The 26981-nt window shown below is 53.3% G+C and carries 20 protein-coding genes and 2 tRNA genes; 11 read left to right on the top strand and 11 right to left on the bottom strand.

What is annotated here, in order from left to right; genetic code table 11:
* Window positions 1-36: 36 nt before the first annotated feature.
* The 7 genes from ACQ66Q_RS03320 to ACQ66Q_RS03290 all read left to right on the top strand — a co-directional run bounded on the left by ACQ66Q_RS03320 (window position 37) and on the right by ACQ66Q_RS03290 (window position 6724).
* Complete coding sequence (locus tag ACQ66Q_RS03320) at window positions 37-1431, top strand: MATE family efflux transporter (RefSeq protein ID WP_430455486.1); 1395 nt, start codon at window positions 37-39, stop codon at window positions 1429-1431.
* Window positions 1382-2437, top strand: coding sequence for a DUF3080 family protein (locus ACQ66Q_RS03315; RefSeq protein ID WP_430455485.1), 1056 nt, complete (start codon window positions 1382-1384; stop codon window positions 2435-2437). The genes ACQ66Q_RS03320 and ACQ66Q_RS03315 overlap by 50 nt, the downstream gene beginning before the upstream one ends.
* A gap of 117 nt (window positions 2438-2554) precedes the next feature.
* Window positions 2555-2631, top strand: a tRNA-Val gene (locus ACQ66Q_RS03310).
* A gap of 24 nt (window positions 2632-2655) precedes the next feature.
* Window positions 2656-2732 (top strand) — tRNA-Val (locus tag ACQ66Q_RS03305).
* A gap of 220 nt (window positions 2733-2952) precedes the next feature.
* Window positions 2953-4884: a Cache 3/Cache 2 fusion domain-containing protein gene (locus ACQ66Q_RS03300; protein WP_430455484.1), complete on the top strand. Its 1932-nt coding sequence runs from the start codon at window positions 2953-2955 to the stop codon at window positions 4882-4884.
* A gap of 85 nt (window positions 4885-4969) precedes the next feature.
* A complete protein-coding gene (locus tag ACQ66Q_RS03295) occupies window positions 4970-6169 on the top strand; it encodes an acetyl-CoA C-acyltransferase (RefSeq protein ID WP_430455483.1) in 1200 nt (399 codons plus the stop codon).
* Between the two features lie 195 nt (window positions 6170-6364).
* Window positions 6365-6724 (top strand): BON domain-containing protein, encoded by a 360-nt coding sequence (locus tag ACQ66Q_RS03290; RefSeq protein WP_430455482.1) that lies wholly within the window; start codon window positions 6365-6367, stop codon window positions 6722-6724.
* A 198-nt stretch (window positions 6725-6922) separates the two neighbouring features.
* Here ACQ66Q_RS03290 and ACQ66Q_RS03285 read toward each other — a convergent pair whose 3' ends face one another.
* The 3 genes from ACQ66Q_RS03285 to manD all read right to left on the bottom strand — a co-directional run bounded on the left by ACQ66Q_RS03285 (window position 6923) and on the right by manD (window position 12392).
* Window positions 6923-9622 carry a TonB-dependent receptor gene (locus ACQ66Q_RS03285; RefSeq protein WP_430455481.1) on the bottom strand — a complete coding sequence of 900 codons (2700 nt, stop codon included), beginning with the start codon at window positions 9620-9622 and terminating at the stop codon, window positions 6923-6925.
* A gap of 261 nt (window positions 9623-9883) precedes the next feature.
* Entirely contained in the window at window positions 9884-11104 is a 1221-nt protein-coding gene (locus ACQ66Q_RS03280; protein ID WP_430455480.1) for an AGE family epimerase/isomerase, read from the bottom strand.
* A 79-nt stretch (window positions 11105-11183) separates the two neighbouring features.
* Window positions 11184-12392, bottom strand: a complete 1209-nt coding sequence (manD, locus tag ACQ66Q_RS03275; RefSeq protein WP_430455479.1) for a D-mannonate dehydratase ManD — start codon at window positions 12390-12392, stop codon at window positions 11184-11186.
* Between the two features lie 295 nt (window positions 12393-12687).
* Here manD and ACQ66Q_RS03270 point away from each other — a divergent pair, with 295 nt between their 5' ends.
* The 3 genes from ACQ66Q_RS03270 to ACQ66Q_RS03260 all read left to right on the top strand — a co-directional run bounded on the left by ACQ66Q_RS03270 (window position 12688) and on the right by ACQ66Q_RS03260 (window position 16618).
* Entirely contained in the window at window positions 12688-13422 is a 735-nt protein-coding gene (locus ACQ66Q_RS03270) for a FadR/GntR family transcriptional regulator (RefSeq protein WP_430455478.1), read from the top strand.
* Window positions 13423-13562: 140 nt separating this feature from the next.
* Window positions 13563-15971 carry a GH92 family glycosyl hydrolase gene (locus tag ACQ66Q_RS03265; RefSeq protein ID WP_430455477.1) on the top strand — a complete coding sequence of 803 codons (2409 nt, stop codon included), beginning with the start codon at window positions 13563-13565 and terminating at the stop codon, window positions 15969-15971.
* A complete protein-coding gene (locus ACQ66Q_RS03260; RefSeq protein ID WP_430455476.1) occupies window positions 15968-16618 on the top strand; it encodes an HAD-IA family hydrolase in 651 nt (216 codons plus the stop codon). Before ACQ66Q_RS03265 ends, ACQ66Q_RS03260 begins: the two co-directional genes overlap by 4 nt.
* Window positions 16619-16660: 42 nt before the next feature.
* Here ACQ66Q_RS03260 and ACQ66Q_RS03255 read toward each other — a convergent pair whose 3' ends face one another.
* Genes ACQ66Q_RS03255 through ACQ66Q_RS03240 form a run of 4 tightly spaced genes read right to left on the bottom strand, consistent with a single transcriptional unit; the run spans window position 16661 to window position 21033 of the window.
* A complete protein-coding gene (locus ACQ66Q_RS03255; RefSeq protein ID WP_430455475.1) occupies window positions 16661-17773 on the bottom strand; it encodes an ABC transporter ATP-binding protein in 1113 nt (370 codons plus the stop codon).
* Between the two features lie 9 nt (window positions 17774-17782).
* Window positions 17783-18685: a carbohydrate ABC transporter permease gene (locus tag ACQ66Q_RS03250; RefSeq protein WP_430455474.1), complete on the bottom strand. Its 903-nt coding sequence runs from the start codon at window positions 18683-18685 to the stop codon at window positions 17783-17785.
* Between the two features lie 40 nt (window positions 18686-18725).
* The gene (locus ACQ66Q_RS03245) at window positions 18726-19613 is read right to left on the bottom strand and encodes a carbohydrate ABC transporter permease (protein ID WP_430455473.1); all 888 of its coding nucleotides are present in this window, start codon (window positions 19611-19613) and stop codon (window positions 18726-18728) included.
* The gene (locus ACQ66Q_RS03240; RefSeq protein WP_430455472.1) at window positions 19606-21033 is read right to left on the bottom strand and encodes an ABC transporter substrate-binding protein; all 1428 of its coding nucleotides are present in this window, start codon (window positions 21031-21033) and stop codon (window positions 19606-19608) included. Before ACQ66Q_RS03240 ends, ACQ66Q_RS03245 begins: the two co-directional genes overlap by 8 nt.
* A gap of 395 nt (window positions 21034-21428) precedes the next feature.
* Here ACQ66Q_RS03240 and ACQ66Q_RS03235 point away from each other — a divergent pair, with 395 nt between their 5' ends.
* Complete coding sequence (locus ACQ66Q_RS03235) at window positions 21429-22418, top strand: Gfo/Idh/MocA family protein (RefSeq protein ID WP_430455471.1); 990 nt, start codon at window positions 21429-21431, stop codon at window positions 22416-22418.
* Between the two features lie 91 nt (window positions 22419-22509).
* On the opposite strand, the gene ACQ66Q_RS03230 is transcribed toward ACQ66Q_RS03235, so the two are convergent.
* From ACQ66Q_RS03230 to ACQ66Q_RS03215, 4 genes are all read right to left on the bottom strand, one after another.
* Window positions 22510-23247 carry a substrate-binding periplasmic protein gene (locus ACQ66Q_RS03230; protein ID WP_430455470.1) on the bottom strand — a complete coding sequence of 246 codons (738 nt, stop codon included), beginning with the start codon at window positions 23245-23247 and terminating at the stop codon, window positions 22510-22512.
* 59 nt (window positions 23248-23306) lie between these two features.
* Window positions 23307-23996 (bottom strand): hypothetical protein, encoded by a 690-nt coding sequence (locus tag ACQ66Q_RS03225; protein ID WP_430455469.1) that lies wholly within the window; start codon window positions 23994-23996, stop codon window positions 23307-23309.
* Window positions 23997-24321: 325 nt separating this feature from the next.
* On the bottom strand, window positions 24322-25122 hold the full coding sequence (locus ACQ66Q_RS03220) for a ThuA domain-containing protein (protein ID WP_430455468.1): 801 nt from the start codon (window positions 25120-25122) through the stop codon (window positions 24322-24324).
* A complete protein-coding gene (locus ACQ66Q_RS03215) occupies window positions 25119-26687 on the bottom strand; it encodes a mannitol dehydrogenase family protein (RefSeq protein ID WP_430455467.1) in 1569 nt (522 codons plus the stop codon). Before ACQ66Q_RS03215 ends, ACQ66Q_RS03220 begins: the two co-directional genes overlap by 4 nt.
* Window positions 26688-26981 lie beyond the last annotated feature (294 nt).

Genomic DNA, 26981 nt, shown 5'->3' with positions numbered 1-26981 from the left:
TTTGAGCAAGACCGATTGCAGCCTGAAGAGCGCCCAATGTTACCCTTTTCCCGTTTTGAAGCAAAAACCATTCTGAAACTGTCAGGCCCTATTATGGTCGCGCAGCTGACGCAAACCATGATGTATGTCATCGATACGCTGATGGCCGGCAAGGTTGGCGTGACCGATATGGCTGCCGTCGCGATCGGTTCGGCATTGTGGTTACCGATTTTATTGACCTTTCAGGGCCTGTTATTGGCGTTAACGCCAATTATTGCTCAGCATTTTGGCGCCGGCCGCCACAAAGAAATCCTGCCTGCAACTTATCAGGGCGGTTTACTGGCGCTGTTATTGTCTTTTTTGATTTTTGCTGGCATGCAGTTTATCGACATCCCACTGAGCCTGATGCAGATGGATGATGAACTGCGGCAAAAAGCGCTGGCTTATCTCGGCTACATCGCCTGGGGCATTTTTCCCGCCGCCGGCTATATGATCCTGCGCAACTTGTATGAGGGGATTGGATACACCAAAGCGGCGATGTGGATCAGTTTTGTCGGCATTCTGGTGAATATTCCCGCCAACTATGTGTTTATCTACGGCAAATTCGGCATGCCTGCCTTAGGCGGCGCTGGTTGTGGCCTGGCAACCAGTCTGGTGTTTGTCGCGATGTTCCTGACTTTACTCGGTTATGCCGCATTTGGTCGTCGCACCGCTTTTGTCCGTGCCCGCCTGCATTCTTACCGGCCAGACTGGGCGCAAATATGGCAAATCGTCGCTTTAGGCACACCGGTCGCTTTTGCTTTTTTCTTTGAAGTGTCCCTGTTTACCTGTATTCCGCTGATGATCGCGCACTTAGGTCCAACTGTGGTGGCGGCGCACCAAATCGCCAATAATTTCTGTTCAATGGTGTTTATGTTGCCACTGAGTATTGGCCTTGCAACGACTATTCGCGTCGGTCACCTGGCCGGTGCCAGTGACGTCAAAGAGCTGCGCAAAGCCATCGCGACCGCAATCCAGATTGGTCTGCTACTGGCGATAGGGATCGCCTTATTGACGCTGCTGGCAAGGCATTGGGTTGCTGCGCAATACAGCACAGACCCTGCAGTATTAGAACTGGCCGCAGCAATTCTGATTCTGGCCTGTTTTTACCAGCTGTCAGATGCCGTGCAGGTGATTTGTAGTTGCACGTTGCGGGGCCTGAAATACACCAAACCTATTTTTTATATTACTTTAATCGCGTATTGGCCCATCGGTTTTGGCCTTGGCTGCGTATTGGGTTTAACCGACTGGCTGGTGGCGCCGATGGGTGCACAGGGCTTCTGGGTTGGGATCATTATTGGCCTGACTGTCGCAGCAGTCTTACTTGGCCAGTTATTAGTCTGGCAACTGAAACGGATGGAAGATGGCAGCTGGCAACCGGCAGAGCCGCATCAAAGCACTATGCTTCATTAAACGATTGAGCCGGCACCTTGGCACTGTCCTGACGGCGGTCGTGCTGAGTGCCTGCCAGCCACATCCGGAAACGATGCTCAGTGATTATCAGGCGAGACTACAACGGGTAGTGGCAGTGCCGCTGGAACCGGACGCCAGCCAACTCAGTAAAACTGCAGTCACACCGCTGCCAGACATCCGCACGCTCAGTCTTGCCATCCCTGCCGCCACAATCGATTTAACCGATATGCTGGCCCTCGATATCTGTGATTTAGAAACCCTGATTGCAGAGCGCAATAACAGCCTTGGCAAAGTTCAAACCGACGCATCAGTGCTGCAATATGAATTAAAGCTGCTGCTAAAGCTCGGCAACTGTCTGAAATCCCCTGCACTGGTGAACCAGCTAGCGCCTGAATTGCAAACGACACTGCAGCAGATTTACCTGCAAAAACAACAGCAACTGCCAGCGGTGTTTGCCAATCTGCTTAGCCGTGACCAGACCCTGCGCCAGCAACTCGGCGGCAGTCAACGCGGGATCGCCGCAGATCAGAGTGGCCTCGCTGAGAGTCTACAGGCGTTAAAACAACTCAACCTGCTACGACAACATATTGAGAAACAGGATTATTTGGCTGCCAGCCACAGCCAGATCAACAACGCTTTGGGTGCCTTGTACCAAAGCCAGTTAATTGCCGATTTGCAGCATAGTCTGCGGTTGTCTGAACAATTTTTTGCCACATTGAATGCGCTTTTAGTGCAGGTCCCGCAGAAAGACCTGTGCCAGGCCGATAGCTCAGTGCGGGAAAATCTGCTGAGCCAAATCTTTATTGGGCGGGTGCAAGCTGATTTAGCACGCGTGGACGGCATCGCAACTGAGCTCATCGCTGAATTGCTACAACTCTATCAGCAGCATCCTCTGCAACCGGCAATACAACAACGTTTGCAAATACCACAACAACAGCTGCAACAGCAGCTGCGTGAACACGTGGCATTCTGGCAGCGCTGGCGTCAATGTGATGCGCCCCATTAAGTCTGGACAACGCGCAAAATTGCAGCGGTTAAGCCAAGTTACCGAAAAAACGCTTGCAATCACCTGAGGCAAAAAATACTATAGCCGCCGTTGTCAGCACAGCTGATGACACAGGTTGCGTCCTTAGCTCAGTTGGTTAGAGCACCACCTTGACATGGTGGGGGTCGGTGGTTCGAGTCCACTAGGACGCACCAAATTCTCAAACAGCACATCCAAATGCGTCCTTAGCTCAGTTGGTTAGAGCACCACCTTGACATGGTGGGGGTCGGTGGTTCGAGTCCACTAGGACGCACCAATATCTGAAAATTCACAGACATTACATTTTCGTATTCCGGTTACGCGGCGTTTTAGCTTTTGCGGTTTGTCTGCACGTGCAAAATTTTTACTTTTCAGTGAACAACGAGACCCGCCCCCGCGTAGTGACCTTCGGGTAACTTAATCATTCAAGATTTCCCCATAAATGCAACTATTCTCCTATAGTTAGCACTGCTCAAATATCCCGGCCAGGAGCCGCAATGACCATTCAACGTAAATTTACAGTGATGTTATGTACGCTAAGCGCCGTGCTGCTTTTGCTGGCTTTTGCTTATATCTGGAACCGCTCACACGATGAACTACACCAAAGCCTGACAACTCAGGAACAAAATCTGCAACGTGAGTTACTGAATTCATTGCAGTTAACCGATACCTTGTTGTCTCAACAGGTTAAATCAAGCATGCGGGTGTTTCAAAAACAACTGGCAGCTTCGGGTCCTATCACAGCGGGTAGCGTCACAACTGTCGGAGCCGTTCAAGCGCCGGATTTACTGATTGGTGGCAAACCGCAAGCGAATAACTTTGAGTTAGTCGATTCGCACACCACGATGATGGCTGGCACCGCCACTTTGTTCAGCAAATCAGCTGACCAGTTTATCCGGGTGTCCACCAACGTTCAGACCGCTACCGGCCGAGCTATCGGCACCCCACTCGCTCCGGGCGGCATTGCCTATACAACCGTCAGCCAGATCAAAGCCTTTTACGGGCACGTTGATATTTTAGGTAATCCTTTTGTCACGGCTTATGAACCGCTGCTAGACAACAATGGCGAATTGGTTGGTATCGCTTACGTTGGCTACAAAGCCGATTTGGCAGAGCTGACTGAACTGGTCAACAACAGTAAATTATTGGACCAGGGATTTGTCGCTCTCATCGATAAGACCGGTGTGGTCCGGGCGTCTTCGTCCCATATCAAACCTGAAGCACTGAAAAAAGCCCTGGCAGACAGTGACGAATGGACGGTGAAAACACAGCAATTCACGCCCTGGAACTACAGCATTGTTACCGGCGTCAATAATGCCGAAGTCGATACCGTGGTTCGCGGGGAAATTGTCCGTGCCTTCGCCTGGCTTAGTATCGCGGTGTTGTGTTTTATCGCTGCGGTATACGTGCTATTGCAGAGACTGGTGATCAGCCGGATTGAAGCGACCCACGCAGCGATCTCAGCGATCACCAGCGGTGATGGCGATCTGACCAAACGTTTTGCGGTCTACAGTGATGACGAATTCGGGCAGATGGCGCGTCAGTTTGATTTGTTACTCGAGCAACTCCAGCAAATGATGCATCAAATCAGCCAAATCACCGGTGAACTGCAATCCTCGTCGAATCAACTGTCCGGATTTGCCCAGCAAAGTTACCACGCCACGCAGGATGCCGGCGATCGACTGGCACAGGTTACTGATGCGGCAACATTGCTGTCAGATAAAACAGCTGCCGTCACAGACAATGCGATCGTTGCCAGTGACAGCAGTGCCCATATCGCCAGCATTACTCAGGATGCGAGCGTTGCCTTGCAAAGAGCAATTACGCAGTCAAACCGTCAGGTTGACGCCGTTGAGAAATCTGCGCAGGCGATGTCAGGCCTGAACAATGCCAGTGGGCAAATCGGCAGCATTTTAGAAGTGATTAGTGCTATTGCTGAACAAACCAACCTGCTGGCGCTGAATGCAGCGATTGAAGCAGCACGCGCCGGTGAGCAAGGCCGCGGTTTTGCTGTGGTTGCGGATGAGGTCCGGTCACTCGCTAGCCGCACTCAGGCCAGTACCAGTGAGATCAGGCAGAAGATTGATTTGCTGCAACAAGGCGTGATCTTAGTTGAGAATATCAACAACGAATATCGTCAGACCGTGCTGGAATCACAACAACACACCGCTGAAGCTAATCAAGCCCTTGGAAAAGTACTACAAGCCAGTGCAACCATTACGCAGCTGAATCAGCAAATTAGTCGGTTAGCATCAGATCAGGCGACCTTGGCAAGTACCATGCAAAAACAAACGTCAGCTCTGATGCAGACGACAGACCATAGCAGTGTCCAGGCGAAGAATACCGATCAGGCGAGTCAGGCGGTGAAAAAGCTCGCTGAACGTTACCAGCAAGCGTTGGCGAAATATCAGATTAATCACCGTGGCTAGGCTTGTTGCGCGAGGCGGCAGGACTAGCCGCCTCCGCTGAGTTGTGTAACGATGATGGCCTTGTGATTTGTGAGGCACTCTGGCTATGCAATTGTCCGATATTGTTATTCTCAGCGCTGCGCGCACGCCGATTGGTAGTTTTGCCGGCAGCTTGTCGGGTCAAACACCGGCGCAGCTTGGCACTGTTGCTGCGCAGGCGGCGATTGCCCGCGCCGCTGTTCCGGCCAGCGATATCGCCAGCTCAGTGTTTGGTCATATTATTACCACCAGCGCTGCCGATGTTTATCTGGCGCGGCATATTGCTCTCAATTGCGGGATGCCAGTGCACAGTGATGCGTTTCAGGTGAACCGGTTATGCGGCTCTGGCTTGCAGGCGGTGCTCAGTGCCGCGCAACAGCTGATGCTCTCCGGCGATCAGGCGCCGCAACAACTCGCCTTGTGTGGTGGTGCCGAATCGATGTCACAGGGCGCATTTTTACTGCCCGGGGTGCGCAAAGGTCTGCGACTTGGCCACAGCGCTGTGACCGATTTGACGCTGGGCATTCTGACCGACCCTTTTGGCAGCGGCCATATGGGTGTCACCGCTGAGAATATCGCGAAGCACTATCAGTTCAGCCGGACTGAACTTGATCAATTTGCCCTGCAGAGCCAGCAACGGGCGGTCCGGGCACAGCAACAAGGCTACTTTTCCGCGCAAATCGCCCCAGTTACACTCGCCGGCAAACAAGGCGAATTTCTGTTTACCGAAGATGAACATCCACGTGCCGATACAACGCTGGTAAGCCTGGCGCAATTAAAACCAGCTTTTCTGCGCGACGGCATCGTCACCGCCGGCAATGCATCCGGCCTGAATGACGGCGCGGCAGCTCTGGTGCTCGCGACTAAAACATACGCCCGTGCGCATGGACTGCAAAGCAGAGCCCGCTTACATAGCTGTGCTTTTGCCGGCGTAGAACCATCGATGATGGGTTTAGGCCCGATCCCGGCGGTGCAGCGGCTACTGCAACAATCTGGAGTTGGTCTGGCCGATATCGCCGTGATTGAATCGAATGAAGCTTTTGCTGCGCAAGCACTGGCCGTCAGTCGTACTCTTGGACTGGACCCGGCGCGGGTCAATCCGAATGGCGGCGCTATAGCATTGGGACATCCAGTTGGTGCGACCGGTGCGCTGCTGGTGGTGAAAGCTCTGTATGAACTGGAACGTCTTGATGCGCAGTTTGCGCTCATCACCTTGTGTATCGGCGGCGGTCAGGGCATTGCATTGTTACTAGAACGCTGTGGCTGATGCAGAGAAAAATCAGCTGGAAGATAGTGTAACGATCCAACTGTATCAATCTGGCTACTGCTGACAACTCAGCCATCTCCACACCGCAGCAGGATAACAACCACTCATTTCGCTTTGCGTACGTTGGCGAACGGAGATCCTGCATGGTCTCTGTAAAATAAAGGCTTCGACTACCCAGCCAACCCGGAGCATCAGATGAACTTTCAACCGCACATCAGTCACATTTTGCGTCGTAGCTTAATCCCAGTACTGGCAGTTCTGCTGTGTACTGTCCCGCCGGTGTCGGCGCAAACCAAAGACAAAACCAGTGTTGATATCACCCGAGAAGTCGGCGGCACGCCGGCGGTCGATACCGATATAACCAACCGGGTCAAATCTGCCATCGCCATGGACAATGCACTGAGTGGATTTGACATCGGTGTCGTCACCACTAAAGGCGATGTCCATCTGACTGGCACTGTCGATACACAGCTGCAAATTAGTCAGTTAGTTGCCATCACCCGCGATGTGGAAGGCGTAAAAAGTGTCAAAGACGAACTGAAACTAAAACCATAACCTGGCCAGCGCCACAAAGCTCTGGATACCACGTACTGGGTACCACGTACTGGGTACCACGTACTGGGTACCACGTACTGGGTACCACGTACTGGGTACCACGTGCCTGCATTTGCTACTCACAGAGCGAATGGCGTCCATCCCTGGACATAAAAAAGCCCTGCAGTCACCTGCAGGGCTTTTGTTTAATATCAGGCATCAGAACTTGTAGCTGAAACCCGCACTGTAAGTCCGGCCACTGGTGGTAGTGTTGTACGGACGGTCATTCGAGTCACTATATTGTTCTTCGCGCTGGTTCGTCAGGTTAATCCCTTCCACAGTGAATTTCAGGTTTTCTGAGAACTGATAAAACGCGGAGAAATCGACAAAAGTAGTGGCATGGAAACCACGTTCATCCTCGTCGCGTAACCCGCCTTCCACCACGCTGATATAGTCAGCACGGTGCGCCGCTGCGATGCGAGCGCCAAATTTGTCAGTTTCATAATAAAACGTCAGGTTGTAGCTGTTTTTTGACAGCCCTGGGAAACTCTTTTCCTGCGTTTTGCCAGTGCCCTGCACGTTACGATACAACGCTGTACCGTCCACCCAGGTATAGTTGGCGATCACACCCAATTGATTAAATGGCTCCGGCAGGAAATCCAGATCGCGCTGGAAAGCAAGCTCCGCACCTTTAATCGCTGATTTATCTGAGTTTTGCGGTGACGTCACATCAAACAACGAATCAATAGTGGCACCGTTTGGCAGCAACGCTGCTGGTAAACCGGTGTCGCTGTATTTCATCGTAGTGACTTCAGTGACGATAAAGTTTTCGATGTCCTTTTTAAACACCGCAGCAGATAACGAACCGACACCTTCGTAGTACTTCTCTAACGCCAAATCGAAGTTCACCGATTCAAACGGTTGCAGATTAGGGTTACCGACGGTGATTTTACCGACTTCACCGGGTGAGCCGGTCATTTGTGCCACGTTGGCAGACACTGAAATCGCACTTAAAGACGGTCGGGTTAAGTTTTTGCTGGCGCCAAAACGAACCAGTAAATCGTCTTCCAGTTCGTAGACCAGATTTAACGTGGGCAGTACACCGGAATAGTCCCGGCTGATTTCCACTGGCAGACCTTTTGATACACCAATCGAAGTCAGGTCAGTTTTGTAGTAGCGCGCACCGATCATCGCGCGCAGTGGTTTACCGGCGAGCATGCCATCCCAGGCATATTGGCTGTACAAACTGCTGCTTTCTTCTTCGACAGTATAAGAGTTGGTCTGAATAATTTTATCAGTGCCAAGCGCCAGATCATGGATGCCATAGAACTTCTGCAACGCGTCCACATCAGCCTGTAACCAGGCCATATTCGGGTGATTAAACACATTGACGACATCGGCGTTAATGGTTTTCACACCGCTATTCAGTGGTGTTGCCCGGCTTTGCACATAACCGGCATCTTCGCGGTTTTCCCCAACGTTCGAGAACTTTTTATAGTTTGCACCGAAGGTTAACGTGCTGGTGTCGGTCAACGCATAATCAAAGTCGACTTTGGCATTGTCAAAATCGTTGCTGATATAGTCTTCGCGGAAATACAGGTCATTGACAGTCCAGCCAGCGGTCGCTGCCGGGTCAAAGTCATAAGTGTTGATGCCGTAGAAACGGTCCTGAGTAAAATCTGTGGTTAAAGTACCACCGGTCCGCGTCAGGTTGACTTTGTCGACACGTGGTTGTTCATAATCCGATGAGCTGGTGCCTAACTGGAAAACGACGCCGAGTTTATCGGTCGCTTGCCAGTTTGTGCTGAACGTCACCTGGTCAAAGGTGGTGCTATTCAAATCAGAGCGGTTTTCAGTACGGGTCACCACGTTGCTGAAGCGGGCATAAACAGCCTCAATATCACCATTATTATCAATGGTTTTAATCTCTTCCAGTCTACCAAATGCCGTACTGCTGGCGCCACCAGTCGAGATGTGGTGCTCATCACCTTCATTTTCCAGTTTGCCATGCATGATATCGAGCGCAAATTTTAAATCATCACTTGGCCGGTATTGAAAAGCGGCCGTCAGACCCAGCCGTTCCTGCTCGTTATTCCACATTGAGTAGCGGTTGCCGCGGGCAAACCAGACCTGACCAGCTTTTATTTTAGCGGCAGTATCTGCATCAACACCGCTGCCGATGTTACTGTTTGCCACCTGACGCCAGCGGATAGTGTTGTAACCAACTTCCGAGGATTCTTTCTGGCTATACGCGACTGAGGCTAAAGCACCAAATTTGCCCCAGGTGTTTGACACCATGGCCGCCAGACGGGGTTTGGTCGAATCAGAATTGGAATTGCTGCCGACCTGACCTGCTACTGCGCCCTGAAATCCGTCATAGTCAAATGGTTTTGCTGTGCGTAAATTGACGATACCACCGATGCCACCTTCTTCCTGATCGGCCGAGTAGGATTTCTTCACGTCGATCTGATTAAACAGTTCAGACGCAAAGATATTAAAATCAAAAGCTCGCGAACGGCCGACCGCACCGCGGCTGTCCATTGGTGACGATGAAGTCCCCAGCGCTTCCATGCCATTGACCTGGACCCGGGTGAAATCGGGGCCTAAACCACGCAGAGAAATTTGCCGGCCTTCCCCGCCTTCCCGCGTGATGGCAATACCTGGCACCCGCTGCAGCGAGTCTGCCAGGTTCTGATCCGGGAAATCAGCAATGTCTTCAGCCACGATGGAATCTTGTGCCACCATGGCTTCACGTTTTAAATCTTTGGCTTTAATCACTGAATCGCGGAAGCCTTTGACTTCAATCACTTCAGTTTCATCAGCCTTGGTCTGGTTGCTTTGCTGGGCACCTGCGCTGAACGCGGCGCCCAGTGCAGTGATCACGGCAAGCGCGACCGCTGTTTTCTGCTGTTTGTACATATCTACCCCTGTTTGTGTTGTGTTTTTTCTTTCGTCTGTTCAGACCAGTGTCAATTCAGCAGATGAAAAGCTGATGACACCGGTGTCAGAAATGACGTTTTTTTTACCACAGTTTCGACCGGTGACGAATTCCTGCCAAAGACAGCGTCAAACCAGCCTGATTTCATTCCGGTATTTCACCCGTTTCATCGTCAAACTGAGGACCACTAGCTCTCAGCCACACAGGTTGATACCTTGCCGGATCTGTTAACCTTGCGGTCGTCAGAACCCAGTCAGCACATCCAGACAGGCACACAAGGTGTGATAGTCACACTTGGCGCCGGCACTGCTTTTTTCATTCGATAATTTCTGATTCTGTCTGCCCAGCACGCGAAACCAGGCTCCGTGCTGATGGTCGACAAAATGCGCCCAGCAGTAAGCCCACAGCTGGTTATATTGTGCGAGATACTTCGGCTCGGCCGTCGTTTGAAACAACAAAGCGGCGGCGGCCATACTCTCGGCTTGTACCCAGAAGTACTTGTCGTCGTCACACCATTGACCGTTCAGGTCGTAGCCATACACCAAACCACCATGTTCGTGATCCCAGGCCAGCGCAAATGCACGGTCAAATAATTCAGCGGCGCGGCTGACCAGCGCTGGGTCCGGCGCTAACCGGTGTAGTTGCAACAACAACTTCGCCCATTCAGTCTGATGCCCCGGTTGGAAGCCCCAGGGCCGGTATAAATTTTTCGGGTCGTTTTTGTTGTATTCAAGATCCAGCTGAAACTGCGGCGTGTAATGTTCCCACACCTGGCCGCCACTGAGTGCCGCCTGGCGGCCGGTAATATTATGGGCCAGCAACTGCGCACGTTGCAGATAGCGGGATTGACGAGTTGCCTGATAGGCAGCCAGCATCGCTTCACATAAATGCATATTGGCGTTTTGACCGCGGTAGCTACTTAATACGCCGTCGCTACTGAGCTCATCAGCGTAAAGGCCATACTCAGGCTGCCAGAAGCGTTGTTCCAGCAAATCCCAGGTTTGTTGCAACTGACTACTGACATCAGCCACCGCAGCGAGCTGAACATGGGCGTAGGCCAACAGCACAAAAGCATAACCATAAGCCTGCTGCGTATTGGACTGGACCTGATGGCCCTGCAAAGTCCAGGCGTAAGTTTGGCTGTCGCGCTGAAAATGACAGTGTTCAAGGTACTGCAGGCCATGCCTGGCGTAAGCGCGGTATTTTTCTGCAAGCAATGGTTCGGCAAGCAAAGGATCGTCATGGCCGGCCAGTTCACGGCTGGCTCTGGCGTAATTGACAATCAAACGGGTACTGCTGACTAACTGACGAAAGCCCGGCGCAAACAAACTGCCGTCATCATAATAATTCTGGAAATAGCCACCGGCCGGATCTATCACCCGCGGGTCATAAAACCCGAGGATATCGCGGCAATGCTGGCGGATAAATCCAGCTTGATAGAATTCAGTGGTTTGACTTTGCATCAGCAGTCACTTCCCGTTTTTTGTCACCAATCTTGTGTTGTTGCAGCGCCGGCCTGAACCGCCGGCTCTGGCCGCGTCTTTACCAGTTATACATGGTGCCATCTTCTAACCGGTTGACCGGCAGATAAGCGCGTTTGTACGGATATTTGGCCGCCAGTTTTTCGTCGATATCCACGCCATGGCCCGGTTTTTCACCTGCATACAAGTAGCCGTTGGCGAAGTGATAGTCATGCGGGAACACTTCGTCGGTGGCCTCGGTGTGGCGCATATACTCCTGGATACCGAAATTTGGCACCCAGGTATCAAAATGTAGCGCCGCGCCCATCGTGATTGGGCTTAAGTCGGTGGCGCCATGGAAGCCGGTGCGGACGTGATACAGCTCAGCCAGATGCGCAATGCGGCGCAGATGCGTAATACCGCCGCCATGGACAATAGTGGTACGGATATAGTCAATCAGCTGCTCGCTGATTAATTGCTGGCAATCATGGATTGATGCGAAAACTTCCCCCACAGCGATTGGCGTAGTGGTGTGATGACGGAACAAACGGAAACCTTCCTGCAATTCGGCTGGCACCGCATCTTCTAACCAGAATAATTTATACGGTTCCAGCGACTTACCAAGCTGCGCCGCTTCAATCGGTGTCAGGCGGTGGTGCGTATCGTGCAGCAGATGGTGGTCATAACCATAAGTTTCACGCAGTACTTTAAACAGTTCCGGCACACTATTGAGATACTTGCTGGTGGACCAGACGTTTTCAGACGGCAAGTCATTGTCGGCCGGCTCGTAATACATTTTGTCTTTCGACACCCCATAAGTGCTGGCAAGACCCGGCACGCCGGTCTGGGCGCGGATAGCCTTGTAGCCCATGTCAATATAACGGCCCACTTCCGCCACCGTTTCCGCGATAGTGCTGCCGTTGGCGTGGCCATATACCATAATGCCGTCACGGCTACGTCCACCCAGCAACTGATACAGCGGCATATTGGCGGCTTTGGCTTTGATATCCCACAGCGCCACGTCTATAGCGGCAATCGCGGTCATGCCAACCGGACCACGGCGCCAGTAAGCGCCACGATAGAAAAATTGCCAGATATCTTCAATACGGCTGGCGTCACGGCCAATCAGACAAGGGATCAGGTGGTCCTGCAGGTAACTGGCGACCGCCAGCTCGCGGCCGTTTAATGTCGCATCACCGATGCCATACAGCCCCTGATCCGTGGTGATTTTCACCGTGACAAAGTTACGGTCTGGACAGGTAATAATGACTTTCGCATCAATGATTTTCATCTGGATCCTCTGAAATTCCGCCATTGGAACTGCTTTTTACTGCTGGTCTTCGCCCCGCTGCGACATCCGGTGACGCTGCCACCGCTGGCATTCTGTTACCGCTGCCTGCAAAAAAGCCGTACAGCAGCCGGGCACTAAAATTCTATCTGGTCTGACCGCTATCGATGTTTATGCACAGAAGTTGCGTCAACGTCGTCTCACAGCTAAATTGGTCAAGCCTGTTGGATTTAACTTACATCTGGACAGGCCAATTTGCAACAATAAATTTTTGGTCAAACCACTTCTACGGAAACTCATGAACGACAACACCCATCTTTCACTGGCTGGCAGTCGCCAGGCCCAAACATCCAACTCCAGACTTTATCTGCAAATCGCCGATAAACTGGCGCAGCAAATCAATGCCAGCGAGCTTAAACCCGGTATGCGTTTGCCGGCGGAGCGTGATTTAGCCCAGCAATATGATGTCAGCCGTCAGACGGTGCGCGAGGCGCTGATCGCATTGGAAGTGTCAGGTCTGGTCGATATCCGGCCGGGTTCAGGTGTTTATGTGTTGCAGGAAGCCAGCCTGAAAAGTTCGCTGTTAGCAGAAAACGCGCCGGGTCCGCTGGAGATTATGGAAGCGCGTTTATTGTTAGAAGGCGACGCCGCCGCCCTCGCTGCAGAGCGCATCAGCAATGAAGAACTTTTGAAACTCAAAGCTTATCTGACGCAAATGATTAGTTTGGTGGCGCAACAAAGATCGGCCGAGGCTGAGACTTTTGACGGCAAATTCCACCAGCTGATCGCCAGTGCCACCCGCAACAGTGCCTTGCAGTCGATGATCGAATGGCTGTGGGCGCTGCGTGAAAGCTCGGAGCTCAGTCAGTTATTTGCCGAGAAGATCCGCCGCCAGGTTGCAGGCCCCAACATCGAAGCCCATGAAAAAATCTATTTGTGTTTAAGCCGGCGCGATGCCGCAGGTGCCAAGGCAGCGATGCAATCGCATATCGCGCAGGTTACCGAAGCTTATGTGTTGTTGATTGGTGAATAAGGCTGCGGCTCAGCTTTCACTACAACTCAGTGGTCAATGCGGCTACAAGCGGACTTACCTCGCTCCAATTGGACAGACCATATTGCAATTGGACAGGCCAATTGCTATAACCAGCGGATATTCTTTTATGGAGCTGGCACATGCCTGTCCCGAATTATCAAACTGCCCGACTGGTTGTTGGCCGGATCTTCTGCTCGTTACTGTGGTTACAAGCTGCCGCCGTACCCGCAGCGCAAACTGATACAGCGCAAGCTCATACTACGCAAACCGAGCCAACGCTGGCGCCTGCAGTTGCTGAACCGGCAGCGTTGGTCTATCCGTTTTTAGATACGGCGAATAGTCGCTGGTTTTACTTCTCTTCGGCGGCGCGGCCTTTTGGCATGGTCAGTTTATTTCCCGATACGGCGCTGAACGGCGAATGGGGCAGCGGCTATCGTTATGATGAAAGCACCGTCAAAGGTTTTAACCATATTCACGAATGGCAATTGGCAGGTCTGTCGCTGATGCCGGTGTCAGATCGCAGGCCTTTATCCGCACAGCAAGTCGATTATGCCTCGGCTTTTTCCCATGACAATGAAATCGTTCGGCCCGGTTACCATCAACTTCACCTTAAGCGTTACGGCATTGGCGTTGAACTGACAGCCACATCTCGGGTTGGTTTTTCCCGCTACCAATATCAGCCCGGCCAGCCACAACAATTACTGCTGCAGCTCGGCGGCGTGCAAGGACCGTCCAGACTCGGACATGCCGAAGTCTGGCAAATTGACCAGCATCACCTGGCCGGTTTTATTACCAATCAGGGCACTGAACGGCGCGTGAAGCCGGTCAAAGTGTATTTCCATCTGGCCTTTTCGACACCGGTGCAACAGCTCGACGCCTGGCGTGCCGACCAGCAGTTTGCCAACGTCAATGGCATCAGCGGTGATGATGCTGGTTTGCGGGTCAGCTTTAATAGTAGTGACCGCCAGGTATCAGTGAAAGCAGGCTTTTCTTATGTCTCGGCCGACAACGCCAAGCTGAATCTGCAAAGCGAATTAGCCGGTTGGGATTTTGCTAAAACCAGTGCCGACGCTTATGCACAGTGGAACCAGGCGCTGGCGCGCGTTCGCATCACAGGTGGCAGCCTGACCCAGCAACGCCGTTTTTACACCGATCTCTGGCACGCACTGCAAGGCCGGCGTCTGGTCTCAGACGTCAACGGCCAATATATGGATTTATCCGGCCAAAGCGCCAAAGTTCGTCAGCTACCGCTTAACGCACAAGGACAACCGCGCTTTGCCATGCACAACTCCGATTCATTCTGGGGCGCGCAGTGGACTATCGCGACTTTGTGGCCTCTGGTGTACCCGCAAGCCGCGACTGCTCTTGGCGAAAGCCTGATCCAGTACGGCCGCGATTTTGGCTTAATCCCACGCGGCCCGTCCGGCGGTCAGGATACGCTCGTGATGCCAGGCGTACCGATGACGCCGTTTTTAGTCTCGCTGGCACAAAAAGGCTTGCTGCAAACGCCGGCCAGCGAACTGCTACCGATGCTGCAGAAAAATCACAGTGCAGCCGGTCTGATGGCTAAAGCCGGTTACGAACACTATAGCGCCAACGGCGGAGGCTTAGGTTATTACCTTGAACGCGGTTATGTGCCCTACCCGTTGCCGGAAACAGAAAGCAATTACGGCAGCCACCGGCGCGGCGGCGGTCAAACCCTCGAATATGCCTATCAGGATTTTGCCCTCGCGCAGCTGGCGAAAAAGGCTGGTGATCAAAATGTCGCGACCAAGTTCCTACAGCGCAGCCAGAACTGGCGAAATCTGTATGACACCAAAACTGGTTTTATCCGGCCAAAGGAAATCAATGGCAACTGGCGCACGCCGTTTGATCCGCTGGAATACGAAGCCGGTTTTATCGAATCGAACGCCGCACAGGCGACCTGGTTTGTGCCGCATGATATCGATGGGCTGGCTGATGTCATGGGCGGTAAAACGGCGTTGGTAAATCGCCTCGAGCAAGCATTTCAGCAAGCCGCCAAACAGGATTTTACCGCCGGTACCGCGCATGCGCAGGAAGGGCATCCTGAGTATCGCCGCACGCCGATTAACTATGGCAATCAGCCCAGTATCCAGACGGCTTTTATTTTCGCCGCAGCGGGCGCTCCTGAAAAAACCCAATTCTGGTCACGCCGTATCAGCGATACGGTCTACAGCCATTTGACGCCACAACGTGGTTACAATGGTGATGAGGATCAGGGCCTGATGGGCAGCCTCGCTGTGTTATTGAAGCTTGGGTTGTTTCAGCTGAGCGGTGGTCTGGAAGCAGACCCTGTTTATCAGCTGGGTAGCCCATTATTCGATGAAGCTTGCCTGCAACTATCCGCTGAGCGGCGCTTCTGTATTAAAACACTGAATAATGGCGCTGACCGGCCTTACATCAGTCAGATCAAGCTCAATGGCCAGTTGCTCAATCGCACGCATCTGCTGCATAGCGAGATCATGGCCGGTGGCGTGCTCGAGCTACAAATGTCAGCTGAACCCGCCGCACAGCAGCCGTCACAATGACCACGCTGCTGTTTGACAATGACGGCACTCTGGTTGACAGCGAATGGCTGTGCAATCAGGCGCTCGCCACTATGCTGGCGCAGGCTGGCGTTGAGGTGGATGTCGGCTTGTTGGTGCGCGATTATCGCGGCGGCAAGCTGGCAGAGATTTTTGCTCAGCTTTCCAGCCGCTTTGCGGTACAGCTGCCTTTAGACAGTGAAGCGCAATACCGGCGTTTGGTCAGTGATTTATTTGCCGCGCAATTACGCCCGATCGCCGGCGTGGTGGCCGCACTGGACTGGGCTACTGCGGCCGGAATGCAGCTGGCCGTAGTCAGTAACGGGCCACAGGCAAAAATCCGTCAGGCGCTGCAAATCTGCGGCCTGAGCCACTATTTTGCCGACCGGGTGTTCAGCGGTTATGACATCAATTGTTTTAAGCCGGATGGCGGCCTGTACCAATATGCCGCTGCTGCACTGGGTACAGCGCCGCAGCATTGTATTGTGATTGAAGACAGCGTACCCGGCATCAAAGCGGGCCTGGCGGCAGGTTGTCGTACGGTGTTTTTGAACCGTTATCAGGAAGCTAAACCTGACCCCGCGGTGATCGAAGTTACGACGATGGCACAGTTGCCGGCGATACTGCAGGCGCTGGTAACCCGGGGCTAAATTCAAACCCCGGGATTAATCTTCACGACTGACCGGCGCGTTTCAGGCACACAGGCCCGTCGCGCCTGTCGCCGTCTTCGCGCATAACCGCACGCCGTCGGCATCAAACAAATAACACTGCGCTGGGTCAACGCTGATCGCCAACTGGTCATCACGGACCCAGTTACAATCGCCTTCCATCCGGGCAACCAGCACGTCACGCGCCGCGTTATGCAGATGGATAAAACTCTCAACGCCAAGCCGCTCCACCATGTCGACAGTCCAGGCACTTTGCTCCGGTTGTACCGCGCTGAGCTTCAGATGTTCAGGCCGCACGCCAAACTGTAGCCCGTCACGCTCACTGCTGCCGACACTGCTAAGTAAAGTCGGACAGACCGGTAAGCTTTGACCGGATTGCAGCACAAATTGGCCTTTATTCAGCGCACCGCGCAACAGATTCATTTTTGGCACCCCAATAAACTGTGCGACAAAGGTATTATCCGGTTCGCGGTATAAATCCATCGGTTTGCCCATCTGCGCCACATGGCCGTTATGCAACACAATGATCTTTTGCGCCATCGTCATCGCTTCAACCTGATCATGGGTGACATACACAATGGTTGAGCCAAATTCGCGATGCAGCCGCATCAGCTCTGTGCGCATCTGCACCCGCAATTTTGCATCCAGATTCGACAGCGGTTCATCAAACAAAATCACTTTGGGTCTTTTTACGATTGCGCGGCCAATCGCCACACGCTGACGTTGCCCACCAGACAACGCCGCTGGCTTGCGGTCTAATAAATGCTCCAGTTCGAGCATTTTGGCGGCTTCCAGCACGCGTTGCTGAATTTCGGCCTTGTCGACTTTTTTCAGCGCCAGGGCAAAACCGATATTCTCGGCTACCGTCATATGCGGATACAGCGCATAGGACTGAAACACCATGGCAATTTCTCGTTGGTCCGGCGACACATGGTTCATCGTTTTGCCGCCAATCTTCAGCTCACCGCTGCTGATATCCTCGAGTCCGGCGATCATCCGCAGTAACGTCGATTTACCACAACCCGACGGCCCGACGATCACGGCAAACTCGCCTTCGTTAATCGTCACGTCGATACCTTTGACGATCTCAGTACCTAAGTAATTCTTTTTAATGTTGATCAGTTCAATCTGCGACATAACAGGTCCTTATCCTTTGACGCCACCGGAGAAAGTCTGGGTTAAAAACTTTCGGGCAAAGGCAAATGCGATGACCGCTGGCAAGGTGTAAATCACCGCCAGCGCCGTTAAAAATCCATAATCGATAGCATCGACGCGCAGGAAAGCGCGGAACATGCCAAGCGGCAGCGTCTGTAACTCCGGTGATGAGGTGAACATCAGCGGCATCAGGAAATCGCCCCAGGCGTTGATAAACGCAAACAGGCCGGCTGCGGCAAAACCCGGTAACGCCAGTGGAATTAGCACATGGCGCACCGTCTGCCACTGACTGGCACCGTCCAGTGCGGCGGCTTCTTCATAATCTTTCGGGATAGCGTCAAAAAAGGTTTTCATGATCCAAATCGCCAGCGGCAACTGCATCGCACATTGGATCAGAATGAGGCCGAGATAACCGTCGACGAACGAGAACATCCGGCTCAGCATCATTTGCTGCTCGACGTCTGACGTCAGACTGTTAATCAGACCATTGACCCATTCGTTTAAAAACAGCATCACTTTGTACACCGGCACAATCAGCGCCGGCGGTGGCACAATACGCACCAGAATAATGGCGTACAGCAACGGCCGTTTCCACCAGGCCTGAGTCCGTGACAAGGCATAACCGCCAAAACCGGCCAACACCAGACACAACAAGGTGGCAGTGCCAACAATACCGACCGAATTCAGTACCCAGCGCACACCACTTTCATTGGCCAGCAGGTTCCAGAAATGGTCGACGGTGACGCCGGCCGGAATTTGCAAAAACTGACTGGCTTTGGGGTCAAACGCTGCCAGCACCACCCAGAAAAACGGCATCAGGCAAAACAATGAAATCAGGATCAGCGTCAGGTAGGCCCGACGCTGCGCTACAAAAGAAGCCGAATTTTCGGACATGGACATTCCCTCAGAGGTCGGGCGGACTATTGTTAACATGTCAGACCTCAACCTTCAGCGCCTTGACATACACCATGCCAAGCAGCATCGACACCACCAGACTGACCACGGCGACGGACGCACCATATCCCAGCTGAAACGCAGTAAATGACTGATTATAAATATAAATACCCAATATCTCGGTGCTGTTGGCAGGACCGCCACGGCTTAAGGTGTACACCAGGCCAAAGATGGCAAAAGTGGTGACCGTTGAAATAAACATGTAGAGAAAAATGGTTGGCATCATCATCGGCACAGTAATACGCCAGAAGATTTGATTGTCAGTGGCACCATCCACCCGCGCCGCTTCATAAATGTCCTTTGGGATTGAAGCCAGTCCGGACGTTAACAAAATCATCGAAAACGCAATGCCACGCCAGGTATTCACAATGATGATCGACAACAACGGAAAAGTGTACAGCCACTGCTGTGGTTCCACGCCAAACCAGGCCACCAGCCGGTTCAGCGTGCCATATTCACCGCTGGCAAACATCGAGATCCATAAAAAGCCAACCACCATTTCCGGCACTGCATTTGGCAGACAAATAATGGCGTTAAAAATACCTTTGTATTTGACCGGCCGCTGCAACATCAGCGCCGAGGCAAACCCCAGTAAAAACTGGCCAATCACCGCCGAGCCAATGACAAAAATCAGCGTGACTTTTAACGAGTTCCAGAACAGCGGATCACCAAACAGCCGTTCAAAATTTCGCAAGCCAACAAAGGACGACTCCTGTGCAGCAAAGCCAAGTAAGGCGTCGTCGGTCAGACTCAGCGAGAATGCATAAAATGCCGGGAATACAATAAAAGCCGCCATCAGCAACAGCGCCGGCGCCATCATCAGCCGGTAGCCCAGCTGGCGGCGCGCCTCAAACGTCAGTTTAATCATCACTCTCTCCTTTGCTGTTGCGCTCAGCAGCAGCCAGATCCGGCGTTTCGACTTGCGCCGCACCCAGTACATTCACCACATAGTCGTACAGCATTTGCTGGGCTCGCTCGCCATCCGCCCGGCCGGTCAGCACTGCTTCTGACGCCTGCGCCACCCCTGCCATCATCGCGTTAGAACCGACCGTCGTGCGCAGCGCCCGCGCGTCTTTTAATAAAGCATGGTCGGCCATTAAATTACCAAGTGCAGCAAACCCCGGATGCTGTGGTGCATCGAGCCGGGCCGGCACATTCCCCAGTTGTTTGGCGTACGCCAAAGCCACGTCGTTTTCACCGAGCGCCAGCACCAACTGGCGCGCCAGTGGTTGTTGGCGCGATTTGGCATTGACGCCCCAGGCATACACCACGGACGCCAACGCAAAAGGTTGACCGCCATCAGCCGAGGGGAATTTCCAGGTCCGCACTGCATTGGCCACGTCCGCAATGGGATTGCGGCTACCCGGTCCCCAGTCAAACACCGGACACCAGCTGCCACAGGTGGTGATCAACAACTGACCTTTGGGGAACATTTCATATTTGGGGATAACCCAGGGCTCCGGGTTCAGCAGCGGTTGTACCGGCATCAGTTGCTCTGCAACCAGCGTCTGGTAAAAACCAAAGGACTGGCGCACGGCATTGTCATCCAGCACATACTGGTTCTGGCTGTTCAGCAGCTGATAATGCTGAAAACTGGCCAGCAGGTAACGCAGTCCTTCAGTATAAGAACCCATACCCCAGGTCAGGCCGGCCGGGATCAGCAGCGGATATTGCTGCATTTTTTGTTTGATCTCACGGCTGCGCCCGAGCAATTCCTGCCAATTTTGCGGCTGTGCGGTACTGATGCCGGCCGCAGTGAGCAAATCATGCCGATAGTACAGTTGCTCGACGGCGACAATCGACGGGATCACATAGACATGCTCGTTGAAGCTGGCGCGGGTCAGCGTTTTGACCAACTCGGGTAACTGGGCATAACCCGACCATTGCTCTGCGTCTGCGGTCAGATCGGCCAGATAGCCCGCAGCGGCAAGGTCGTCGACCTGCAGATCGCGCGGCACGGTAAACACATCCGGCGCATTGCCGGCACGTAATTCTGTCACCAGTTTGGTGAAGTAATCCTGCGGCGGTGCCGGATACTCAACGATTTTTAGTCGGATCCCTAACCGCGCTTCCAGCTGCGGCTGCAACTGATACAACGCCTGCAAACGGGCAGTGCGATGCTCGGCGATCACCAATAACGGTCGCTTTTCCGCTTCCGTCGCTGCCAGTCGTTGTGCTGCGGTCGGCTCCCCCCGCCCCCAGTACATCGCTGCTATCAAACCAACCGCCAGCGTTACCGCCACCGGTAGCAGCAGATTTGCTCTGCCGCGCTGTTTCGTCCAGATCATCTGTCCAGTCCGTATTTTATTTTCTGTTGCGCACTAGTTGTGCATCTGCCGGTTCTGCCTGATCAAGCTTGCACCCTGTTGGTTCAGTGCCGGCGATTTTTTATGCTTTGTACCCTGTCCTTTCTGATAATACGCATATTGACACCGGTGTCAATATGCGTATTAATGGTGCATACCAATGAAAACACCTGCAAGCAGCGACCGCTGGTGCCGGACCGGATCCACAGGTAACCCGACCGGCAGCAGGCTAGTCTATCTATCTGTATTTTATAGATAAAATAATGACTGCATGGCAAACATAACCGCGGAAAGACCGCAATAAACCACAGAGCAAAAACCTGGTTTTGTGCCGGTGTGCGCTAAAAAATCTGGTCAAGCGGCCAGTGGAGGAAGATGTGCAACTAAAACTCGCCATTATTGGCTGCGGGACCAAAGCAACTCAGTATATCCAGACCTGGATCAGCCGGGACGATATCTCGATCACCGCCATTATGGATCCGAACGGCAAAGCGATGGACAACGTATGTCAAATAGCAGCTGGCGCGAACAGAACCGCCCCGCTTTGCTTTGCCAGCTGGGAGACCTTATTACGCGAACAATGTGGTGCGCTCGATGCAGTGTATATCTGTACCCCGCACGCCAGTCATGCCGCACAAGCCTTATTGGCACTGGAGCTTGGCCTTGATGTACTGCTGGAAAAACCCATGGTGACCACAGTCGCTGAAGCCGAAGCCTTAGTGGCGGCGCAGGAAAAATCCGGCAAGACGCTGGTCGTCGCTTATCAAGGCGGATTATCGCCGTTGGTCAACGAGTTAAAAGCCGCCATCGCCAATCAAACCTACGGCCCGCTGGTCAGCATCAATGCGGCGATTTGGGAAGACTGGGCCGACAAATATCAGGGGCACTGGAAACAAGTGCCGGCGATCTCCGGCGGTGGTTTTATGTTCGACACCGGCGCGCACATGATGAATACCGTGTCTAAGATCACCAGTCAGCCGTTTTCGCGGATCAGTGCCATGATGCAGAATCTGGGGTTTCCGGTCGACGTGGTGACAACAGTCTCTGGCGAATTATCAGACGGTACACTGTTTAACCTGCATGCTTGTGGCCGCGCCATCCGCTGCGTGTCACGCATTGAATGTTATTTCCCGACCGCTATCGTGCGGATCTGCGCCTGGGGCCGCTGGATGGAAATTGAAGATGCGCAAGGCAATGTGGTGCGCAAAGAACAGGAAGCCGCCAACAACCTGATGAACGTGTTTATGCAAACCCGTAACGGAGAAACGGAAAACCCATCCGATGTGCGCCAAGGCCTGCGGATGGCACAGCTGTGGGATGCAGTGAAGTTATCCGCCAGTCAGCACGGCCTGCCGGTGACGTTGTAAAATCTGACAGCCAGCGCTGACAAAACAACAGCAACCCCGGTTGCTGTTGTTTTTTGTCTGGTCGTCGCGCGGTATTCGAGTCAACGTCTGTTCAACGCTCCACCGGATTAACCGGCACGCTGAGCACCGCTTGTTGCTGTATCGCGGTTTTTAACCGCTGGATCAGCGCCGGATCGGTTTGTGGATGCGCCGCCAGATACAACTGGATTTGCCGGACGACCTGACGGGAGGCATAAAACTGGGTTTGCCCCACTTTCGGATCAGCCAGCGCCTTGAAATCCGGTTCAAACGCCAACGTCAGCTGCGCCCGGTTAATCTGCAGCATTTTCCACTGCGCATTGATGTCCTTCACCTGGATGAGATTTTGGTCTGGCACAAAGCCAATTTGTTGCAAGGTACTGTCAATCATACTGCCAGCCACCGCCACGGCGACAAAATCCTGCGGCGATTTGCCCTGCTGGATTTGCTCAATCACGCTACTGTCGGCGGAATAATAGCGATACTCGGCATTGATCAGCGGCGCCAGCCAGATAAACAGATTTTCGCGGGCCGGCAACCGCGCCATTGAATAAATCAACGTATTCGGCTCAGTCCGCGCCAACTCAAACGCTCTGGCCCATGCCAGCACTTCAGTGCGACATGGCAAGCCGGCACTGCGCAGGATCGCTTCAACCTGTAAATACGCCAAGCCGGCTACCACTTGCTGCTGACGCACTACCTGATAAGGCGGTAAATCTTCGGTCAGCACCTGCAAACCACAAGCCTGGGCCGGCAGCAGCGGCCATAACAGCTGCAATACCCACAGCTTTAACCAACGGGTCCCTTTCATCGCAATACCTCCTTGTGCGCCAATGCATCGTTACCAAGCCTCAGTGCCGCCAGACACCGTCACTTCGCTTTCTTCTGTGCCAATGTTGCTGTCAGCGCTGCACTGATCTCAGGCGCCATAAATGCGTATTTTTTATGCAAGACATGATACAGGTCGGATTGAAACAACTTTACATACAGCAAGCCGGTTAGGTCCATTTGAGCCAGCTCCTTCTCAGTCGTTGGGTAGATTGCATAGTCAAATCGCCCATTACGGATAAATTTCGGGATCAGCGCCAGGTCATTGACAATATAAAACTGACTATGGATTTCTCCGGGAAACCCCGCGTCCAAGCCGTTTTTTGAAACCGAGGTACTGACTATCGTCTGCTGCGCATCCGCCAGCACTGCAGGCGTGCACTTCAGCCCCGGCTTACACAGCAGTGTGAAAATGCCGGACACTAACGCCGGTTCCACCGTAATAATGTTCTGATAGCCGGCCAATACAATCCGCATGTAGCCCACATCTCCGTCCACCAGATTTTTATCTACCAATAATAAATTCCGATTCGACGGCTGGGCGACAAATTCGGTTTTGATACCCAGTTGCAGATAAGCGTCGCGGATCAGCGGAACAATGAAGTTAACCATCGCGGGGTGGTCGACATAAGAAAATGTCATGGTCTGCGGTCGTTGTGGTTGTTGTGCTGTGGTTGCCGCTGATAACCATAGGCAGCCTAAAGCTATCAGGAACTTCAAAGAGTTGAACATGGTTATCCCTGCATCAGATGAACTCACTGAGGACAGCAACCCGATCCAGCCGGTAGCGCCCATCCAAGTATTGACGTTGAGTATAGCCATAACTATTGGTCAAGATACCGGTCTACAGTTTTGCAGCGTATAAGATACGGCAGGATGCGCGAGGTCAGCTGATCCAACCCGACACAGCCTGAATTTCGATAGAGTACTGACACAGCTGGCCTGTGACCATGTTCTGTCTTAGCCTGCAGCCACAGTTCAGGTGTTCACACTGAATAATTGGCGAGACACTGATGCAAAGCAGCTTCCGCCGGCACATCACCGGCGGTTCTTGCCGCTATTTCTGCTTTTTTGCCGCCTTTTCAGCCAGCATTAACTTACGTGGTTTTTTGAAGTAAGTCTGTTTCGGCGCGCCTGCTTCCAGCGGCACTGGCCGGCCCCAGTTGCCCATCATCCAGCCGGTGGTATGCGGTTGATGCGCCCACTGGATGGCGTTGGCCAGAATTTGCGTGATATGTGGATTGCGGTAAATCGGGAAGGTCTCATGGCCCGGGGCAAAAAAGAAAATGCGGCCACGACCCCGCGTGAAAGTGCAGCCACTTCTCAGCACTTCTCCGCCCTGATACCAGGAGTTAAAAATCAGCTCATCCGGATCCGGGATATCAAAAGGTTCGCCATACATTTCTGACTGCGGCAGCTCGATTTGCGGCGGAATATTATAAGCAATCGGATGCGCAGGCTTCAGACACCAGACCCGCTCACGTTCACCACCTTCAGCCTCGCGCCAGCTCAGATTACAGCTGGTGCCCATCAGGCGTTTAAACAATTTGGCATGATGACCACTGTGCAGCACAATCAGCCCCATGCCCGCCAGCACCCGTGCCTGGAGCTTGTCGATCAGCGCATCGCTGAGTTCATCGTGATAACGGTGGCCCCACCAAATGGCCACCTCCGTCTCGTCAATCCGCGACTGTGGCCAGCCTTGGTTGGTATCGTCCAGCGTTGCCAGCGTCAGGTCAAAGCCATAAGGCTGCAGCTGATTGACGATACAACCGCCAATCGTCTCCGGATACACTTCCTGCACATCCGCATCTTCTTTTTCGTGCCGGCATTCATTCCACACGGTGACTTTAATCATTTTGCACTCCCGCCCAGCGTGGCCAGTCGCGGCGCTGCGGCATAATCCTGTACTTCAAGTAATAGTGATTGCAAAGCAGTCGGCACGCCGTTGGCGAGAATATAGCTAAGCCAATAAGTCAGCCGCTGCGCAAACTGTGGATACGCCACTAACGCTGGAGCAAACACCTGACTCAGCTTTAAATACTCACCGACCAACTCATCGATGTGATCCCAGTGCACCAGACGGATCTCCAGCAGGCGCGCGGCCAGGGGATCTGCCACTTCCAGCGCATCGCCCTTGGCATCAAAGCCCATGCTAAAGCGCAGCCAGCCCGCCACGGCAAAACAAATCGCATCGACCGACTTTCCGGCTTGCAGGCGCTGCTCGGCCGCGGCCAGCAACCGCTGTGGCAATTTCTGTGAGCCGTCCATCGCGATTTGCATGGTGCGATGCGCCAGCGCCGGATTGGCAAAACGTTGCAGCAGCGCGTCGATATACGCCGGCAGATCCAGCCCGGCCGGCGCCTGGCCGTCCACCAACAGCGTTGGCATTAATTCCTGCGTCATTAAATGCCGCAGGTAGCGCCCAAACAACGGATCGGCCACGACCTGATGCACATAGCTGTAGCCGGCCAAAGTACCAAGGTAAGCGAGTGCGGAGTGCGCACCATTTAGCAGGCGCAGTTTGGCATGTTCAAACGGCGTCACATCTTGTACCAACAAAGCGCCAACCTGTTCCCAGGCCGGTCTTACGCCGGCAAATTTATCTTCAATGACCCACTGCGAAAACTGCTCGGTTTTGACCATCGCCAGATCCATATAACCGGTCTCAGCAGCCAGCACCTCAATATCGGCCTGCGTCGTCGCCGGCACGATACGGTCGACCATACTGGATGGAAACGCCACTTGTGCGCTTATCCACGCGGCCAGTTCGGGGTTGAGCTTTTCGGCAAACTGCGTGACCAGCCGTGACAGCGTCACGCCGTTTTGCGGCAGATTGTCGCAACACAGAATGGTCGGCGCCGGGTAGCCTTTGGCAAACCGCTCTGCCAGACCTGCCACCAGATAACCGATGGCACTGCGCGGTGTCGAAGGATGCGCCAAATCAAACACGATATCCGGGTGCGCGAAATCCAGCTGCCGGCTGACCAAATCAAGGCAATAACCTTTTTCGGTGACCGTCAGCGAAATAATGTCTGTGGTTCGTGCGCCCAGCAGCGCGATCACGGCTGCCGGATCCTGCGGCGCAACCAACACGCCCAGCACCGACTGGATCAGCTGTTGTGACGTGCTGCTGGCGGAACTTTGTTGCAGCGTATACAGACCCTGCTGCGGATTTAACTGCGCCGCAACCTCAGGCGAGCGTAACGACACGCCCATAATGGCCCAGGGCCATGGATCATCACCACCGGCGTGCATCAACGCATCGGTATACCAGGCCAGGTGAGCGCGGTGAAATGCACCGATGCCCAGATGCGCAATACGCGGCGATACCGCATGTTGGCGCTGGCGCCATGGCAACAAAGGCCCGATGCTTAAGTTGGTTTCACTAAAAAGGGCAGCAGATAAACGCGGTAAAGTCACAACCAGATACCTCAGTAGTTAGCGCCCTGTCATCCGCCGGCGGCAGTAACCAAGGCCAGTCAAAACTGTTTTTAAATTTGTCAGCGCGTTTTACCCGTCGATCAGTCAGAGCATCAGCCGGCCCGAACGCGCTTGTTGTCGCGACTTGCTGATCGTGCTGGCGGTGCATCATCCGTTCAGCCAGATAGACCGCAACCCATGGTCGGTCTGCACTAAGGGCTGCATGTGTTCCCCATGTGTTCGCCCTGCCGTTGGCACACTGCCACCGCTAGCACAAAATAAAACTATGGCTAA

It is taken from the genome of Rheinheimera sp. (assembly GCF_965283995.1).
Taxonomy (GTDB): Bacteria; Pseudomonadota; Gammaproteobacteria; order Enterobacterales; family Alteromonadaceae; genus Pararheinheimera.
The sequence above is the reverse complement of the archived record's forward strand: the minus strand, read 5'-3'. Positions and strand labels throughout refer to the sequence as shown.

What these genes read in the sequence shown, in the direction of transcription:
- ACQ66Q_RS03320 (WP_430455486.1), top strand. Translation starts at nt 37, where the DNA reads ATGTTACCCTTTTCCCGTTTTGAAGCAAAAACCATTCTGAAACTGTCA.
- ACQ66Q_RS03315 (WP_430455485.1), top strand. Translation starts at nt 1,382, where the DNA reads ATGGCAGCTGGCAACCGGCAGAGCCGCATCAAAGCACTATGCTTCATT.
- ACQ66Q_RS03300 (WP_430455484.1), top strand. Translation starts at nt 2,953, where the DNA reads ATGACCATTCAACGTAAATTTACAGTGATGTTATGTACGCTAAGCGCC.
- ACQ66Q_RS03295 (WP_430455483.1), top strand. Translation starts at nt 4,970, where the DNA reads ATGCAATTGTCCGATATTGTTATTCTCAGCGCTGCGCGCACGCCGATT.
- ACQ66Q_RS03290 (WP_430455482.1), top strand. Translation starts at nt 6,365, where the DNA reads ATGAACTTTCAACCGCACATCAGTCACATTTTGCGTCGTAGCTTAATC.
- ACQ66Q_RS03285 (WP_430455481.1), bottom strand. Translation starts at nt 9,622, where the DNA reads ATGTACAAACAGCAGAAAACAGCGGTCGCGCTTGCCGTGATCACTGCA.
- ACQ66Q_RS03280 (WP_430455480.1), bottom strand. Translation starts at nt 11,104, where the DNA reads ATGCAAAGTCAAACCACTGAATTCTATCAAGCTGGATTTATCCGCCAG.
- manD (WP_430455479.1), bottom strand. Translation starts at nt 12,392, where the DNA reads ATGAAAATCATTGATGCGAAAGTCATTATTACCTGTCCAGACCGTAAC.
- ACQ66Q_RS03270 (WP_430455478.1), top strand. Translation starts at nt 12,688, where the DNA reads ATGAACGACAACACCCATCTTTCACTGGCTGGCAGTCGCCAGGCCCAA.
- ACQ66Q_RS03265 (WP_430455477.1), top strand. Translation starts at nt 13,563, where the DNA reads ATGCCTGTCCCGAATTATCAAACTGCCCGACTGGTTGTTGGCCGGATC.
- ACQ66Q_RS03260 (WP_430455476.1), top strand. Translation starts at nt 15,968, where the DNA reads ATGACCACGCTGCTGTTTGACAATGACGGCACTCTGGTTGACAGCGAA.
- ACQ66Q_RS03255 (WP_430455475.1), bottom strand. Translation starts at nt 17,773, where the DNA reads ATGTCGCAGATTGAACTGATCAACATTAAAAAGAATTACTTAGGTACT.
- ACQ66Q_RS03250 (WP_430455474.1), bottom strand. Translation starts at nt 18,685, where the DNA reads ATGTCCGAAAATTCGGCTTCTTTTGTAGCGCAGCGTCGGGCCTACCTG.
- ACQ66Q_RS03245 (WP_430455473.1), bottom strand. Translation starts at nt 19,613, where the DNA reads ATGATTAAACTGACGTTTGAGGCGCGCCGCCAGCTGGGCTACCGGCTG.
- ACQ66Q_RS03240 (WP_430455472.1), bottom strand. Translation starts at nt 21,033, where the DNA reads ATGATCTGGACGAAACAGCGCGGCAGAGCAAATCTGCTGCTACCGGTG.
- ACQ66Q_RS03230 (WP_430455470.1), bottom strand. Translation starts at nt 23,247, where the DNA reads ATGAAAGGGACCCGTTGGTTAAAGCTGTGGGTATTGCAGCTGTTATGG.
- ACQ66Q_RS03225 (WP_430455469.1), bottom strand. Translation starts at nt 23,996, where the DNA reads ATGTTCAACTCTTTGAAGTTCCTGATAGCTTTAGGCTGCCTATGGTTA.
- ACQ66Q_RS03220 (WP_430455468.1), bottom strand. Translation starts at nt 25,122, where the DNA reads ATGATTAAAGTCACCGTGTGGAATGAATGCCGGCACGAAAAAGAAGAT.